Source organism: Streptomyces africanus (assembly GCF_030816955.1).
Taxonomy (GTDB): domain Bacteria; phylum Actinomycetota; class Actinomycetes; order Streptomycetales; family Streptomycetaceae; genus Streptomyces; species Streptomyces africanus.
Window position 1 is genome coordinate 393924 of record NZ_JAUSYP010000001.1, and the last position, 16525, is coordinate 410448.

A 16525-nucleotide genomic window follows, 5' to 3' on the forward strand; every position below is an offset into this window, starting at 1 on the left:
GGGCTCTCCGGATGCATGCTGGGCTCTCGCGGTGAATGGTGATATCGGACCCGTTTTTCAGCACCGGGGCCGCACCAGCGATCCGGACCCTAGGAGCAGAGAACATGTCGACTTCACAGCCCGCCGCGTCCCGGCCGCCCGAGGACCGCACCACCCCGGACCGCCTGCTCCACGCCCGCACCGGCACCGACGTGTCGCCGGAGGACCTCGTCCTCGCCTCGGGCAAGGACCTCACCCCGCACACCCTGGAATGGGCCAGGCGCAAGCTGGCGGCGGAGGGCCCGGCCGCGCTGGAGAAGCTGCTGCCGTAGCCCCCCGGCAGAGCGTCACGCCCCGTCGTCGTCCTCCGGCAGGGCGCTGTCGTCCTCCACCACGTGGACCGCCGCCTCCTCCGCGCCGGCCGCACCCCCGTCGATGCCGATGTCCGTGGCGACGGTCTCCTTCGTCGTGTCGGGGTGGGCGCCCTCGTCCGGGGCGACCAGGCGGCCCGCACGGGCGGTGCCCGCCTCCGGGTCGACCGGCTCGCCGTCGCCGTCGGGGGTGTCCCCCACGCCGTCCCCGGCGGGCTCGGCGGACACGTCGGGGACCTCCTGGGCGAGGCGGTCGTCGAGCGTCTCGCCCTCGTGCTGCTCGGCGGCGGTCGTGCCGCGCTTGGTGACGCCGAGCGGCTTCTCCGGCGGGGAGTAGCCCTCGTCGAGGGTGTCGTCGTAGGTCCGTTCGTCGACGGCGTCCTGGAGGTCCAGAGGCGCGGCGTCCTCCTGCTCCTCGTTGCTCCCGGTGGGCTGGTACGCGTCGTCCGCCATCGGCTCGGGGCGCATCGGTTCCGTGCCCATCACTTCTGCCTCCCTGTCGCGCTGCGTCGACTCGTGCGTCTCGTTCGTCTGTCTCATGTGCCCGTTCCGCGTTTCCCGTTACGCGGGCTCTAACCTTCCCGCCCCGGCCGGGCCAGGTCGACCGGCCACTTCTCCTCGATGCGTCCCAGCCTCCACACCAGCAGCGCGACGACCCACGTGGCGACGAACAGCGCCACGACGGCGTACCCCAGGACGTTGAGGTCGACGCCGGAGATCCAGTCCCAGAAGGGGCCGTGCAGGCCGAGCCGCGTCACGAGCAGACCGAGGAGTTCGACGGTCCCGATGAGCAGGGCCACGGCCACGGACAGGCCGGTGATCGTGAGGTTGTAATAGACCTTGCGGACCGGCTTGGAGAAGGCCCAGCCGTAGGCGAAGTTCATGAACGAGCCGTCGACGGTGTCGAGGAGGCACATCCCGGCGGCGAACAGGACGGGCAGGCACAGGATCGCGTACCAGGGCAGACCGGACGCGGCGCCGGAGCCGGCCAGGACGAGCAGGGCGATCTCGGTGGCGGTGTCGAAGCCGAGGCCGAACAGGAGGCCCAGCGGGTACATCTGCCCGGGCTTGGAGACCGACTGCATGACACGGCCCAGGAGCCGGTTCATGAAGCCGCGGTTGTTCAGTTGTTCCTCCAGGGCTGCCTCGTCGTAGTGGCCCGAGCGCATCCGGCGGAAGACCTTCCAGGTGCCAGCGAGGATGACGAGGTTGACGGCCGCGATGAGGTAGAGGAACGTCCCGGAGACGGTCGTGCCGATCAGGACGGTGACGTCGTGCAGCGAGGAGCCGCCGTCGCGGACCGGCCCGGCCAGGGTCTTCACGCCGAGGGTGAGCAGGAAGGCCAGGACGAAGACGACGCTGGAGTGGCCGAGGGAGAACCAGAAGCCGACGGACAGCGGCCGCTGCCCCTCGCCCATCAGTTTGCGGGTGGTGTTGTCGATGGCGGCGATGTGGTCGGCGTCGAAGGCGTGCCGCATGCCGAGCGTGTACGCGGTGACGCCGATGCCGACGCCGAAGGTCTGAGTGCCGATGGCGTGGTGCTCGGGGGCGACGATCACGACGAGGGTGAACCAGCCGATCACGTGCAGGGCCACGATGACGGTGGCCATCCCCCCGACCCTGGCCCACTCCTGCCGCGTCATGGAGGGACGGACGCGGTGCCGGGCCGTGCGCTGGGCCGCAGCCGGGGCGGGGAGGGGTGGAGTGGACTCAGGGGCGGCCGTCATCGGGGGGAAGGTCTTTCTGTCGGACGGACGGCTGCGGGGAACAGCCTCGCGCCATCCTCCAGTACCTGCAATCCATGTGCAGTAAAGCCCGCGACAGGTCTTGTCCATGGATGCGAAAACTCCATGGATCCGAAATCTCCGCGGACCGAAAACCCCACGAACCGAAAACTCCGCGGGCCCGAGAACTCCGCGGAGCCGGGCGCCCCCGGCCGGGTGTCACACCGAGGCGTTCGGTCCGTCCGGCCGGCCGCGGCGCTGCTCGACCATCTCGCGGCTGAGCTCCTCCGTCTCCGTCTCCGGCAGGCGCTCGAAGCCGTCCTCGGTGATGACGGACACGATGGGATAGATGCGGCGGGTGAGATCCGGGCCGCCGGTCGCGGAGTCGTCGTCGGCCGCGTCGTACAGCGCCTGGAGCGCGGCCAGGGCGGCCTCGCGCCGGGACATGCCGGGGCGGAACAGTTTCTTCAACGCGCCCCGGGCGTACGGCGAGCCGGAGCCCTCGGCGTGGAAGCCGAACTTCTCGTAGCGGCCGCCGGCAACGTCGAAACCGAAGATACGGCCGCGCCCGCCCTCGGGACCCGCGGGGTCGTAGCCGGCGAGCAGCGGGACGACGGCGAGGCCCTGCATGGCCTGGCCCAGGTTGCCCCGGATCATCGTGGCCAGCCGGGTGGCCTTCGCGGCGAGGGTCATGGGGATGCCCTCGACCTTCTCGAAGTGCGTCAGCTCGACCTGGTAGAGCTTCACCAGGTCGAGCGCGAGCCCGACGGAACCGGCGAAGGCCACGGCGGTGTGATCGTCGGCGGGGTACACCTTCTCCAGGTCCCGCTGGGCGATCAGATTTCCCATGGTCGCCCGCCGGTCGCCGGCGATCAGCACGCCGTCGCCGAAGGTGAGGGCCAGCACGGTCGTGCCGTGCGGGACGCCCTCGGCGCGAACGCCGTCCGGGAGGATCCGGCGGGTGCCCAGCAGTTCGGGGCGGTGGGCCGCCAGGAACTCGGTGAAGGACGAGGAGCCCGGTGTGAAGAACTCCTCCCCCAGCCGGCCCTCGTGGTCGATCCCCGCCATGGCGTTCCCCCTCGTCCGTGACCGTCGTCTCCCGACTCCTACCTGGACCGGGCGGGCGGGAAACGCGAGTTGAGGCCTCAGTGGCCGTTGTTCCGCCGCGCCGGCGGTGCGACGCGGACGTCCAGGTCCGAGATCCGGTGGACGGGCCAGGTGCGGGCGTAGCGGGGCGGTGTGCCGCCGGCCGGTGCGATGTGGGCGACCGGGAGACGGTCCGCGGTGCGCAGGACGTCCGCCACCGTGGTGTTCTCGTTGTGGCCGGAGGTCGCGCCCGAGGAGCAGTCGGTGTAGTAGCCGATCGGGATGGCCTCGTGCCCGGTGAGCAGGCAGGGCGGGCGGACGCCGAGGCGGTGCAGCGCTCCGGCGGTGCGGTCCCAGTCGCGGCGGCTTTCGGTGTTGCGGGAGACGGTGCTTTCCAGGACGGCGATCTGGACCGCCAGATGGCCGGCCAGGCCGAGCGCGACCAGGGTGGCGGCCACCGGCCGCCACGTCCGGCCCGGGGTTCTGACCAGGTGCCACAGGGCATCGGCGACCGGGATGGCGAGCAGCGCGTAGGCCGGCTGGAGGAAGCGGGGCGCCGCGTAGCCGATCATGAAGAGGTACGGCAGTGCGGCCGTGGCGGCGCAGGCCAGGGGGACCAGGGTCCGCCCCAGGCGCCGGGCCCGGGCCGCGACGAGCAGGCCGAGGCCGGCGAGGACGGGCAGGACGAACCACCAGACGGTGACCACCGGGTGGGGCATCGACCCGGTGCACGGCCGGCACAGGGCCCGTCCGCCCAGGCTGCGCAGCTGGTCGTCGACCGCGATCTGCCAGCCCAGTCCGCCCTGGATGCGGGAAGCGTCCGACAGCCGCTGCCCGAGACCGCCGTGACCGACGTAGGCCTCGATCACCCACTCGACGGCACCGGCCGCGAGGCCTGCCACGAGCACGAGGAGGAGGCGCCAGTGGCGGCGCACCAGGGCGAGGACGAGCAGCGGCACGGTCACCCAGACCGCGTCGGTGGGCCGCATCCACGCCATGAGGGCGGCGCCCGCGGCGACGCCCCACAGCGCCGCCCGGGCGGAGGGTTGCGTCCGGGCCCGCAGGAAGCAGCCCACGCTGATCAGGGCGCCGATCGCGACCCAGTAGTTGGGCATGGCCTGCGGACCGTAGAAGAGGGTCACCCACAGGGAGGCTAAGAGGGCGCCGCCGACGGCCAGGACCCGGATGGGGAACAGGCCGCGCCAGGCGCGCAGGGCCAGGTAGAGGGCGACGCCGGACAGCAGGGCGAGGTAGACCCGCAGCAGCGGCGTGGACGACGACCAGGACGCGATCGGCGCCACGAGCAGGGAGACGCCCCGGGAGCGCGGTGCGCTGAAGAAGGCCGCCGGGGTGTCGGAGGTGACCTGGCTGACGTAGACGATCTCGTCCCAGCCGAGGCCGAGGACGGGCCGGACGAGGACGAGTTGCGCGACGGTGAAGACGGCGGCCACCGCGGCGAGCGGTCCGTCGACGCGGCTCCTGCGGCTGGTGCCCGGCTCGGCCGTCTGCGTGCGTCTTCGCCTGCGAACGAGAATGGCGTTCGCACCGTCGGACATCGTCCACCCCTTACCCCTACGCGCGTAGGGCCGCTGCGACCTCCACGGCCCGCGGGCCGAAGGCAGAGGTCCGATGATCGGAAAACACGGCCAAGCTAACCCGCGGGGTGGGGACGTGCAGACCGGAATTCGGCCAAGTGCCTGACGCGATCCGGAGGTCAGCGGGTGTTCGGGGCGCGGTGCGGTGGCTGGCTCGGGGCCGGACGCCGGGTCGGCGGGGGAACGGGGCGGGTGACGGGGGTGTCCTCACGTACCGTCACCTCGGTGCCGTGGTGACGGATCGTCAGGGGTGGGCCCGAGCGCAGCGTGTACGTGGCCTGACCGGCGGTCAGCTCCACCCGCAGGCAACGGCCGAGGAACCCCACCGAGAAGGCCAGCCGGCTGTACCGCTCGGGCAGGCGCGGCGCGAACCGCAGGCCGCCGTCGGCGCAGCGCATACCGCCGAACCCGGCGACCAGCGCCATCCAGGTGCCGGCCAGCGAGGCGATGTGCAGTCCGTCGCGGGTGTTGTGCTCCAGGTCCCCGAGGTCCATCAGCGCGGCCTCGGCCGTGTAGGCGCAGGCCAGGTCCAGGTGGCCGGTCTGGGCGGCCAGGACGGCCTGGACGCAGGCCGACAGGGAGGAGTCCCGTACGGTCAGCGGCTCGTAGTAGGCGAAGTTGCGGGCGATCTGCTCCTCGTCGTAGTACTCGTCGAAGAAGCTGCCGCAGCTGTACATGGCCAGCACCAGGTCCGCCTGCTTGATCACCTGCTTGCGGTACAGGTCGAAGTACGGGAAGTGCAGCATCAGCGGGTACTGGTCCGGGCCGGTGCGGGCGAAGTCCCAGCGCTGGTAGCGGGTGAAGCCGGCGTGCTGTTCGTGCACGCCGAGCTCCTCGTCGTAGGAGACGTGCACGGCCTCGGCGGCGTCCCGCCAGGCGGCCCGCTCCTCCTCGTCGGCGCCGAGCCGGGCCGCCTCGTCGGGGTGGCGTTTGCAGGCGTCGGCGGCGGCCAGCAGGTTCGCCCGGGCCATGAGGTTGGTGTACGTGTTGTCGTCGGCGATCGCGCTGTACTCGTCCGGTCCGGTGACGCCGTCGATGTGGAAGACGCCCCGGTCGTCGTGGTGGCCGAGGGAGCGCCACAGGCGGGCGGTCTCCACCAGCAGCTCCACGCCCACCTCGCGCTCGAACTCCTCGTCGCCGGTGACCGCCACGTACCGCACCACGGCGTCCGCGATGTCGGCGCCGACGTGGAAGGCGGCCGTGCCGGCCGGCCAGTACGCCGATCCTTCCGAGCCCTCGATGGTGCGCCAGGGGAACGCGGCGCCGCGCAGGCCGAGCTGGGCCGCGCGCTCCCGGGCGGCGGGCAGGGTGTCGAGGCGCCAGCGCAGGGCCTCGGCGGCCGCGGCCGGCGCGGTGTAGGTCAGCAGCGGCAGGACGAAGGCCTCGGTGTCCCAGAAGGCGTGGCCGTCGTAGCCGGAGCCGGTGAGTCCCTTGGCGGGGATGGCGCGCTGTTCGGCGCGGGCGCCGGCCTGCAGGACGTGGAAGAGGGCGAAGCGGACGGCCTGCTGGATCTCCTCGTCGCCGTCGACCTCGACGTCGGCGCGCGCCCAGAAGGCGTCGAGGTAGGCCCGCTGGTCCTTCAGGAGCCCCCACCAGCCGCTGTGCGCGGCCGCCGCGAGGGCCGCCTCGACCTGGTCGCTCATCGCGGGCCGGGAGCGGGCGGCGGACCAGCCGTGCGCGACCAGCTTCTCCACCCGCAGCCGCTCCCCCGGCTCCAGGACCGAGGTGACGGTCAGCCGGGCCACGTCCACGTTGCTCTCGCTGCTGGTGGTGGTCCGCTCCGGGCCGGTGACCAGGTGGTCGGCGGCCACGGCGACCCGCAGGCCGCTGCGCCGGGTGCGGTGGACCAGGCGCAGCCGGCTGCCCGAGGCGAGGTCCTCCTCCGGTTCCAGCGGCGACTTCAGCGCCCGTGCCGCGCGCGGGTCGCCGTCCGGCTCGGGCAGGCTCTCGTTGGCGACGAGCTCCGACTGGACGACCACGCGGGTACGGCTGTCGACGGGCTCCACCTCGTACGCCACGGCGGCGATCGCCCGCTGGGTCAGGGAGACCAGCCGCGTGGAGCGCACCCGGACCGTCGAGCCGGCCGGGGAGGTCCACTCGCAGACCCGTTCCAGCACGCCGCGCCGCAGGTCCAGGGTCCGCTCGTGGGTGACGAGCCGCCCGTAGCGCAGGTCGAACGGCTCGTCGTCGACCAGGAGGCGCAGCACCTTGCCGTTGGTGACGTTGATGGACGTCTGGCCGGACTCGGGGTAGCCGTATCCGGCCTCGGCGTAGGGCAGCGGGTGCAGTTCGTGGACGCCGTTGAGGTAGGAGCCGGGCAGGCCGTGCGGCTCGCCCTCGTCGAGGTTGCCGCGCCAGCCGACGTGGCCGTTGGACAGGGCGAACACGGACTCGCTCTGGGCCAGGACGTCGAGGTTGAGCTCCGTCTCGCGCACCGTCCAGGGTTCGACGGTGTACGCCCGCTGTGCGATCACCGCGTGCCCCCCAGTTCGGCGAGGTCCTTCACCACGACGTCGGCGCCGTGTGCGTACAGCGCCTCGGTCTGTCCGACGCGGTCGACGCCGACGACGTATCCGAAACGGCCCGCGCGGCCCGCGTCCATGCCGGCCAGGGCGTCCTCGAACACGGCGGCTTCGGCCGGTTCGATGCCGAGGTCCTCGGCGGCGGCCAGGAACGTGTCGGGGTGCGGTTTGCCGGGCAGCTTGCGCTCGGATGCGACCACGCCGTCGATGCGGACGTCGAAGAAGTGCTCGGCGCCGATCGAGCGCAGCACATCACGGCAGTTGGCGCTGGAGGAGACGATCGCGGTGCTCAGTCCGTGGGCCCGGACCGCCTCCAGGTAGCGCAGGGTGCCGTCGTAGGCCTCGACACCGTCGGTGCGGATCTTCTCCAGGACCAGCTCGTTCTTGCGGTTGCCGAGCCCGTGCACGGTCTGCGCGCCGGGTGGGTCGTCCGGTTCGCCGTCGGGCAGGTCGATGCCGCGGGACGCCAGGAAGGTGCGCACGCCGTCGGCGCGTGGTCGCCCGTCGACGTACTCGTCGTAGTCCGCCGCGTCGAACGGCCGGAAGTCCGCGCCGTCGCGCTCGCGCAGGAAGGCGTCGAACATCTCCTTCCAGGCGGCCGCGTGCACGACGGCCGTCTTGGTGACGACACCGTCGAGGTCGAAGAGGCAGGCGTGGATGTCTTCGGGGAGACCGAGCTGTGTCATACAGGTCCGGTTCCCCGGCCGGCGATGTCCAGTGAGTGGCGCACGCCACACTCCGGGGGGTGACAGACTCTGCTGTATGCCGCTGACCTTCGACGACCTCGTCCGCCGTGCCCGGGCCCTGCCCCAGGGCGGCCGGCGCGCGATCCTCGGTATCGCCGGCAGCCCCGGCGCGGGCAAGTCGACGCTCGCCGAGCGGCTGGTGCGGGAACTGAACGGATCCGGCGACCCGTGGGTGGCGCACGTCCCCATGGACGGTTTCCATCTCGCCGACGCCGAACTGGTGCGGCTCGCCCTGCGGGAGCGCAAGGGCGCGCCGGACACCTTCGACGCGGCCGGGTACGCGGCGCTGCTGCGGCGGCTGCGCTGCCAGGAGCCGGATGACGGCATCGTGTACGCGCCCGGTTTCGAACGGGCGCTGGAGCAGCCGGTCGCGGGGGCGATCCCGGTGCCGCCGGCGGCCCGGCTGGTCGTGACGGAGGGGAACTACCTGCTGCTGGACAGGGGCGCTTGGCGGCGCGTCCGGGCCGAGCTGGACGAGGTGTGGTTCTGCGAGCTCGACGAGGACGAGCGCATGCGCCGGCTGGTGGCCCGGCACGAGGAGTTCGGCAAGAGCCACGACGAGGCGGTGGCCTGGGTGCTGCGCTCGGACCAGCCCAACGCCGCACTGGTCGCGGCGACGCGGGAGCGTGCGGACCTGGTGGTGCGCGACCTCGAGTGAGCGGGAGCGGCTCGTGGTCGTAGTGCTCTTCTCACGGCCCGCCCGATCCTGGTTCCCTCTTCCTATTCTGGGGACATGACACGCGCAGTTCGGAACACCCCCTAGGACTCGTCGGGTCGGGCGCGCGCCACGATCCCTCAGTCGGTGGTCGCGCGCAGGGTCAACCGCGGCTCGGCGTGGGCGTCCCCGGCCGGGTCCCCTATCACGGCGGTGAAGGTGTCCGTCCGTACCGTCAGGCCCTCCGGGCTCCGTTCGACGGACACCGCGCACGGCTCGGCGGAGCCGTAGCGGACCGCGAAGACGTGCAGGTCGTCCGGTCCGTCCCGGAGGGGGCCGGCCTCCAGCGCGGTCGAGCTGATCAGGTGGCGCCAGCCCTCGTCCGGGTTGCCGTAGCCGCGCGGGTCCTCGGCGAGGGCGAACGCTGCCTGTTCCTGGGTGAGTTCGGCGCGGGCGTCGAAGTGCTCGGTGCCCTCCGCGTCGGGGTGGGTCAGGCGCAGGGTGCCGGCGCAGGACACGGCCGCGTGCGCCGTACGCCGGACCCGGTCGCCGTCGTCCTCGGCGTACGGCAAGCCTGCCAGCAGGTACGGGGTGCCGTCGAGGCGTTCCACGGCCACGGTCGTCCACAGGCTGGTGCCGTCGGTGACGTAAAGGGAACGTACATGGCGCAGGACGTGGTCGCGGCCGACGACGGGCTTGGTGACCAGCTTGGCCGCCAGGCCGTCGGCGCGGACGTCACGGACGCGGACCTCGCCCATCGGGCGGCAGAGCAGGAAGCCGTCGGTGACGGGGCCGAAGCCGTGCTGGCGGTTGACGGCGGCGGCCAGGTAGTAGGTACCGCCCGCCTCGACGACCGACGGGGTCATGCGGTCGTCGAAGGCCACCGACACCGTGCCCGCGCGCAGCTGGTGCCGGGCCACCGCCCGGGACGGCTCGCGGTGCCAGCGCGTGGTGTCCTGGATCTGCCAGACCAGCATCCACGCGAAGTGGCCGTCGACGCCGCCGTCCGCCTTGACCGCGTGCCGGGCCCAGCGGCTGTCGCCCCGGTAGCGGCCCAGGTCGGAGCCGATGCGGGCGCTGAAGTAGCGCAGGCCCAGCACCGACTCGAAGGCGGAGTGCTGCTCGCTGTAGCGCGGGCCGCCGTTGTCGAAGCCGCCGTTCGTCAGGCGGGCGTCGATGTAGCGGGCGAGCGCGTCGCCGTCCTCGGCGAAGACCTCCTCGCCGCTGACCAGGTGGGCCTGGGCGAGGAAGGACAGGGAGATCGGGCCGTAGTTGTTGTCGTAGGCGCCGCCGTGCTCCGGGGGCAGGAGGGCGCCGCGGTCGGCGACCCGGTGGGCGCGGATCTCGTCCTCGTACAGCCGCAGGGCCTCCCGGCGCACCGGGTCGCCCTCGGCGGGCGGCAGGTGCCGGGCCAGCATCAGGCCGCCGACGACGCAGCCGATCGCCTGGTTGCCGGCCTCCTGCGGGTTGAAGAACGTGGCCTTGGTGAGCCAGCGCCAGTAGCCGTGCGCCACGTCGAGGAGCCGGGCGCGCTGTGCGTCGTCGACGAGGCCGTCCGCCGCGTCCAGGACGTTGACCGCCTGGAGCAGCGCCCACACCGTGCTCGGCCAGTCACCGATGGGGTGGGCTCCTGCCGCCAGGGTGTAACGGGCGTACGGCAGACCGGAGTTGCGCACCCGGAGGTTGGGGTAGCCCGGGTTGTCCTCGGTGTGGACCCGCTCGTCCAGGTGGAAGGCGAGGCTGCGGCGTACCGCCTCCGGCAGGCGGGGGTCCTGGGTGCGCTGCCAGGCGAGGGCGAGCAGGGAGGTGACGCCCAGGGACGTGTCGCCGATGTCGTCGACGCAGTCGGGGTGTTCGAGGTTGCCCTCCGGCGTCATGCGGGCCAGGGCCTGCTCGGTGACGTCGGCGAGGACGGCGTCGTACGCCTCCGGGGTGTCCGGGAGGTCGTGCAACGGGCCGCGCTGGTGAGGGAGGTGCACGGGTGGATCAGCCCTTCATGCCCGAGGTCAGTCCTTCAGTCCGGCATTGATGTCGGCGCCCATGACGTAACGCTGGAAGACCAGGAAGATGGCGATCAGAGGGATCATGGAGATGACCGATGCGCCGAGCAGTACCGACCAGTTGATGTTCTGCGCCCCGACGATGCTCTGGATACCGATCTGCACGGTGAACTTGTTGGGGTCGTTGAGCATCAGAAGCGGCCAGATGTAGTCGTTCCAGCGCCACTGGAAGGACAGGATGGCGAGGGTCAGCATGATGGGCCGGGAGAGCGGCACCATGATCCGCAGGAAGATCGACAGTTCACGGGCGCCGTCGATGCGCGCGGCTTCGACGAGTTCGTCGGGAACCGTCAGGAAGAACTGGCGGAACATGAAGCATCCGGTCGCGGTGAGGACGGCCGGGAGGATGATGCCGGCGAACGAGTTGTAGAGGCCGAGGTCACGGACGACCAGGAACTCCGGGGCGAGCATGACCTCGGACGGCAGCATCGTGGTGGCCAGGATGCACAGGAAGAAGACCTTGAGCCACCTGTTGTCGTACTTGGCCAGCGCGTACCCGGTGCAGCAGCTGACACCCACCGTGAGGATCGTCGTGATCACGCACACGATGGTCGTGTTGATGAAGTACTGGGAGAAGTTGGCGCTGTTCCACGCTGCCTTGAAACCCGACAGGGTGGGGTCGTGCGGAACCAGCGTCAGCGGATAGGAGAACAGGTCGCCGGCCGGCTTGAGGGAGCTGAGGATGAACCACAGCACCGGCAGCCCGTAGAGGCAGGCCAGCAGCCACAGCAGTGTCGTCGCGGACACCGCCTGCCGGAGCCCACCGGTGGCCGCGCCGCGGGGCCGCTTCTTGGAGACGGGCCGTCCGGATCCGGCGTCGACCGGGCGTGGCATGTCTGTGGTTGTCATCGGTTCTCCACCCGCCGGTTGACGATCAGCTGGATGATCGCGACGGCCATCAGGATGAGCATGAGCACGAACGACGCGGCGCTCGCGTAGCCGATCTGGCCCCGTTTGAAGCCGGTCTCATAGATGTACTGGACCATCAGGTTGTTCGACGTTCCGGGTCCGCCGTTGTTGAGGGCGACGAACACCGGGTATTCCTTCATCGCGTTGATCGTATTGAGCAGGATGACGATGAACGAGGTGGGCGCGATGCTCGGCAGCGTGATGTGGAAGAACTGGCGCCACGGACCGGCGCCGTCGAGCGAGGCCGCCTCGTAGTACGACACCGGTACGTTCTTGATCGCCGCGATGAACAGCAGCATCGAGAAGCCCGTCCAGGCCCAGGACGCCGCCATCACCACCACCAGCAGCGACAGGTCGGCGTTCGACTGCCAGGGCACGGCGCTCCCGCCGAGCTCGTGGATGAGGTAGTTCACCAGTCCGAAGTTCTCACCGAACAGCCACCGCCACAGGACACCCACGACGATGGGCGACAGAAGCCACGGGATGAAGAAGACGACGCGGGCGACCGAGGCGCCCTTGGCGTGCTTGCTCACCACCATGTTGGCGATGAGCAGCGAGAACGCGAAGTTCAGCGGGACGAAGAGCACGGCGTACAGCAGCGTCCGGGTCAGCGCGTCGTAGAAGGTGGAGTCCCCGAACAGGTTCTGGTAGTTGTCCAGTCCGACGAACTGGAACACCCCTACGCCCGTGTAGTTCGTGAAGGAGTAGACGAGCCCGATCACGGCCGGCCAGACGAAGAACAGCGCGAACAGCACGACGTTGGCCGCGATGAGGACGAGCGGCGCAAGGGTGTACTTACTGCGTCTCCTGGGCGGGCTCGCGGACACGTCCGGGGCGCGTTTGGTCATCTTCCTGACTCCGTGCTGGTGGAATGGGTTCCTGTGGGCTCAGGCCACGAGCCCGGCATCACGCGGGGGCCCCAGGCCCGGGCGGCGGTGTCTCGACCCCGCCGCCCGGGCCTGCCGGGCTGCGCTCAGCCGCCGACCTGCTGGTTGTAGACGTCCACGATGTTGTCCAGCGCCTTGTCGACCGACTGCTGGCCGTTGATCGCCTTGCCGAGCTCCGTCTTGGTCGGGTCCTCGGGGAGGCTCTTGCCCTTCAGCACCCACTTCGTCTGCGCGGTGTTGAAGTAGCCGGAGATCGGGGCGTAGAGCGGGATCGACTCGTTGTACAGCTTGAACGCCGCCTGCGCCGCCTCGGACTTGAAGGGGTACTTCGGGTTGAGGCCGCTCTCGACCGGCAGGAAGCCGGACGTCTCGCACAGCTCCTGGTAGTGCGCCGGCTCGTACAGCCAGCTCAGGAACTTCGTCGCGGCGTCGGCCGCGGCGCCGTTGTTGTTGAAGCCCACCGTCATGCCGCCGCTGTTGACGTCGCTGGCCTGCACCGGCTCGGCGGGAGTCGGAACGCTCGCCCAGTCGAACTTCTTGATGCTCTCCGCGAAGGCGGGAACCTGCCACACGCCGGACCAGTAGGCGACCACGTCACCGCTCTGGAACATGGCCGACGGGTCGGCGCCGCTGGTCCACACCGACTTCGGCATGGTCTTGTCGTCGTTCAGCCCGACGAAGCGCTTCACGGCCTTCCTGGTCGCGGCGTCCACCGAGAACTTGCCGGAGGAGTCCGCGTGGACGTACTTGCCTCCGAGCTCGTACACCATGGCGCGGAGCCGGGACGGCGACTGGTCGAAGGTCAGGGAGTACTTGGCACCGGTCTTCTCCCGGACCTTGTCCGCCGCCTTGATGAATTCGGTCCAGGTCCAGGTCTTCTGGGGCGAGGTCGGGAAGGAGACGCCGGCCTTCTCGAACAGCGTCTTGTTGATGAACATGCCGGACGCGGTGACGTCCGAGGGGATGGACAGCACCTTCCCGGACGAGTCCTTGGCGAGGAAGTTGGCGTTGATCTTGTTGCTCTTCTTGTTGGCGATGGAGCTGAGGTCGATCAGCTTGTTCGCCCAGATCGGGTCCAGCGCCGGCACGGCCGCCACGTCGGGCAGAGAGTTCGCCTGCGCGGCGTTGTGCAGCTTCGTCGGGTACCCGTCGTAGGGGATGTTGACGAGGTTGATCTTGACGCCGGTTTCCTTCTTGTACTGCGTCACCATCTTCTTCCAGCCCGCGTCCTGCCCCGGAACCGTGGAGATCCAGAACGTCAGCGACTTGGCGTTCCCGCCCGAGTCGGACCCCGACCCGCAGGCGGAGAGCAGAAGGGCACCTGCCGTGGCCACGGCAGCGAGGGGAACCACGCGGCGTATGCCGCCGCGGCCGAGTCGGCGGGAGCGCCGCACACCCACACTGGTCATCTTCGATCCCTTTTCGTCGTAGCGGAGGAAGCACGGCGCCAGCCGAGGCGGCACGGGTGCAGTTTGCGGGAAAGATTCGCTTTCCGGGGGCACGGCCTCGCCCGGCCGCGACGCCTTGACGGGTGGGGTCCCCGGCCATGACGGCCGGCGTCGCACAAGCACGCCCTCGTGCGGCTGCCGTACTTCTCGTACGGGCGGGAGGCTCACCCGGAGTCGGCGTCCCGGCCGACTCAGAAAGCGCTTGTCCGGACATTGGCAGACCGATGGCGCAGCCGTCAATGCTTCGCCCGTACAGCTCCGGTCACGGTTTGAATTCCATGGGCGACCGCGAGCCTGCTGGCGCCCGCCACCGTGCCGGTGTCGCCCACCACGCTGCTGACCACCTCGGTGGGCCAGCTCAGCCGGGCCAGCTCGGCCCGCACACCGGGCAGGAGCTGCGGATCCGCTCCCGTGCCGCCGCCCAGGACGATCAGGCCGGGGTCCAGTACGGCGGCGACGGCGGCGGCGAGCCGGCCCACGTCGGCGGCGTGCGAGGCGACCACGGCACCGGCCGTGGCATGCCCCTGCCCGGCCAGGGCGAGGAGCCGCTCGGCGGTGCGCGGACGGGGCCCGTCGGTCTCCTGCCAGGCCTCGGCCGCCCGGCGCAGCAGGGTGCGCGAGCCCATGCGCTGCTCCAGGCCCTCGTGGCGCGGGGCGCGGTCGTCGTCCCAGGGGTAGGGCAGCCGGGCCACCTCGCCGGCGGCGCCGTTCGCGCCGCGCAGCACCCGGCCGCCGATCACGACGGCGAGACCGATGCCGACGCCGATGCGCAGGTAGCCGAAGGTGTCACGGCCGACGGCGGCGCCCTCGTGGAGCTCGGCGAGGGCGGCACAGTTGACGTTGTTCTCCAGGTGGACGGGGACGCCCTCGGGCAGGGCGACCGCCATGGCGTCGAAGACGGGACCGGCCTTGGCGGTCGCGGGGCGCTCCCCGGCACGGTCCCGTGTGGGGACGTCACCGACGGCGACGACGACGGCCCGCAGCGGGGCCCCGGCGGGCAGGGCGTCGAGGACCTTGCGGACGGTGTCGGCCGCGTCCCGGCGGGAACCGGCGCCCTCGGCGAGCAGGGTGCCGTCCAGGGCGCAGCCGCGCACCCGGGTCACGGCGGGCCCCAGGTCGACCGCGAGCACGGCGCCGGCGGCCGGTCCGAGACGGTAGATCGCGGCGCTGCGGCCGGTGCCGCCGGAGGCCCTGCCGGAGTGGGCGGCGAGCTCGACGGCTTCGAGCTCGGCCACGGCGGAGGAGACGGTCGGCTTGGAAAGGCCCGCACCGGCCGCCAGCTGGGGACGGGTGGCCGTGCCCGTCCCGGCCAGTACGTCGAACACCACACGGGCACTCTCGCTCAGGTGCATGGTCTCCCCAGGTCGTGCTGCGGCCGTGCAGGGCGGCGGCAGGGGTCGCGCGGCATCGGGATTCCGTGCCTCTTGACGCGCACCCTACTTCGTTAGTTAACTTCCTAACGAACTTCACGGTACTCGCCTGCCGTGTTCCGCAGAAGCCCGTCCCGGGGCTTCCCTACCTCTTCAACTGCCGTGGTCCGACGAGCGGTTCGCCTGCCGTCGCCGTGCCGCGCAACGACGAAAGAGGACCCGTGCAGGACTCCACGCCTTACGCGGTCGGTATCGACGTGGGCGGCACCAAGACACATCTGCGCGCCTTCGCGGGCGACGAGGACGTCGTCGACCAGGTCCGCAGCAGTTCGGGATGGCGGCCGCACGACCCCGGGGCCGCCGCCGACTGGCTGGCCGCTCTGGTCGCCGACGCCCTGCCTCCTCACGTACGACCGTCCGCTCTCGCCGTGGGCGGTCACGCCTGCGAGACCCCACGCCAGTGCGCGGGCATCCGCGCCGCCCTTCAGGAGCGGCTGGGGGTGCCCGCGCTCGTCGTGGGCGATGCCGAACTGCTCGTTCCCGCCGCGGGGCTGGACAAGGGCGTCGGACTGGTCGCCGGTACCGGTTCGGTCGCGGTGGGGCGGCTGCCCGACGGCGCCGCGGTCCAGGTCGGCGGCTGGGGCGCGGTGCTGGGGGACGAGGGCGGCGCGGCCGGCCTCGTCCGTGAGGCCGCGCGCGCCGTCTGGGCCGCGCACGACCGGGGCGAGGAGCCCGACGCGCTGGCGACCGGGCTGGTCGCCGCGTTCGGGGTGGCCGAGGTGCCCGCGCTCGGCGCCGCGCTGGAGGCCGCCACGGACGTCTCCGCCGAGTGGGGCCGCCGCTCCCCCGCCGTGTTCGACGCCGCCGAGGCGGGCTCGCCGCTCGCCCGGGCGGTGATCGCCGACGGCGGGCGGGCGCTCGCCGCGCTCGTCGTACGGCTCGCCGCGCGCGGGGTCCCGGTGGACGACGTGGTGGTGGCGGGCGGCACGGTCCTCGCCCAGCCCGCGCTGTACGAGGCGTTCACCTCCGCGCTGGCCGAGTCCCTGCCCGGGGCCCGGCCGCAGCCGCTGCGGGTGCCGCCGGTCGAGGGCGCGGTGGCGCTGGCCCGTTCGCTGCTGTGAGCCGGGCGGCCGCCGTTCACGCTCCGGACACCGGCTGGTGGCCGATCCCTCT

General features: G+C 71.6%; 14 protein-coding genes. 3 read left to right on the forward strand and 11 right to left on the reverse strand.

Annotated features, from left to right (window positions below; all coding sequences use genetic code 11):
* Positions 1-104 precede the first annotated feature (104 nt).
* Positions 105-311 carry a hypothetical protein gene (locus QF034_RS02110; RefSeq protein WP_086559617.1) on the forward strand — a complete coding sequence of 69 codons (207 nt, stop codon included), beginning with the start codon at positions 105-107 and terminating at the stop codon, positions 309-311.
* Positions 312-326: 15 nt separating this feature from the next.
* Here QF034_RS02110 and QF034_RS02115 read toward each other — a convergent pair whose 3' ends face one another.
* The 6 genes from QF034_RS02115 to QF034_RS02140 form a co-directional block, all read right to left on the reverse strand.
* On the reverse strand, positions 327-818 hold the full coding sequence (locus tag QF034_RS02115; protein ID WP_307179777.1) for a DUF5709 domain-containing protein: 492 nt from the start codon (positions 816-818) through the stop codon (positions 327-329).
* A 104-nt stretch (positions 819-922) separates the two neighbouring features.
* A complete protein-coding gene (gene nicT / locus QF034_RS02120) occupies positions 923-2077 on the reverse strand; it encodes a Nickel transporter NicT (protein WP_307173262.1) in 1155 nt (384 codons plus the stop codon).
* A gap of 216 nt (positions 2078-2293) precedes the next feature.
* Positions 2294-3142: a proteasome subunit beta gene (gene prcB, locus QF034_RS02125; protein ID WP_307173263.1), complete on the reverse strand. Its 849-nt coding sequence runs from the start codon at positions 3140-3142 to the stop codon at positions 2294-2296.
* 77 nt (positions 3143-3219) lie between these two features.
* A complete protein-coding gene (locus QF034_RS02130) occupies positions 3220-4716 on the reverse strand; it encodes a hypothetical protein (protein ID WP_307173264.1) in 1497 nt (498 codons plus the stop codon).
* Positions 4717-4874: 158 nt separating this feature from the next.
* On the reverse strand, positions 4875-7229 hold the full coding sequence (locus QF034_RS02135; RefSeq protein ID WP_307173265.1) for a glycoside hydrolase family 65 protein: 2355 nt from the start codon (positions 7227-7229) through the stop codon (positions 4875-4877).
* Entirely contained in the window at positions 7226-7963 is a 738-nt protein-coding gene (locus QF034_RS02140) for an HAD family hydrolase (protein WP_307173266.1), read from the reverse strand. The genes QF034_RS02135 and QF034_RS02140 overlap by 4 nt, the downstream gene beginning before the upstream one ends.
* Before the next feature lie 76 nt (positions 7964-8039).
* On the opposite strand from QF034_RS02140, the gene QF034_RS02145 reads away from it, so the two are divergent.
* Positions 8040-8681 carry a nucleoside/nucleotide kinase family protein gene (locus QF034_RS02145; RefSeq protein WP_307173267.1) on the forward strand — a complete coding sequence of 214 codons (642 nt, stop codon included), beginning with the start codon at positions 8040-8042 and terminating at the stop codon, positions 8679-8681.
* Between the two features lie 137 nt (positions 8682-8818).
* Here the strand turns inward: QF034_RS02145 and QF034_RS02150 are convergent, their stop codons facing one another.
* From QF034_RS02150 to QF034_RS02170, 5 genes are all read right to left on the reverse strand, one after another.
* Entirely contained in the window at positions 8819-10657 is a 1839-nt protein-coding gene (locus QF034_RS02150; protein WP_307173268.1) for a hypothetical protein, read from the reverse strand.
* Positions 10658-10684: 27 nt separating this feature from the next.
* Positions 10685-11587: a carbohydrate ABC transporter permease gene (locus QF034_RS02155; RefSeq protein ID WP_020273670.1), complete on the reverse strand. Its 903-nt coding sequence runs from the start codon at positions 11585-11587 to the stop codon at positions 10685-10687.
* A complete protein-coding gene (locus tag QF034_RS02160) occupies positions 11584-12495 on the reverse strand; it encodes a carbohydrate ABC transporter permease (RefSeq protein ID WP_307173269.1) in 912 nt (303 codons plus the stop codon). The genes QF034_RS02155 and QF034_RS02160 overlap by 4 nt, the downstream gene beginning before the upstream one ends.
* Before the next feature lie 125 nt (positions 12496-12620).
* Positions 12621-13943, reverse strand: a complete 1323-nt coding sequence (locus tag QF034_RS02165) for an ABC transporter substrate-binding protein (RefSeq protein WP_307173270.1) — start codon at positions 13941-13943, stop codon at positions 12621-12623.
* Between the two features lie 275 nt (positions 13944-14218).
* Positions 14219-15334: an ROK family protein gene (locus tag QF034_RS02170; protein ID WP_307173271.1), complete on the reverse strand. Its 1116-nt coding sequence runs from the start codon at positions 15332-15334 to the stop codon at positions 14219-14221.
* Positions 15335-15573: 239 nt separating this feature from the next.
* Here QF034_RS02170 and QF034_RS02175 point away from each other — a divergent pair, with 239 nt between their 5' ends.
* Positions 15574-16473: an N-acetylglucosamine kinase gene (locus QF034_RS02175; RefSeq protein ID WP_307173272.1), complete on the forward strand. Its 900-nt coding sequence runs from the start codon at positions 15574-15576 to the stop codon at positions 16471-16473.
* Positions 16474-16525: the final 52 nt, after the last annotated feature.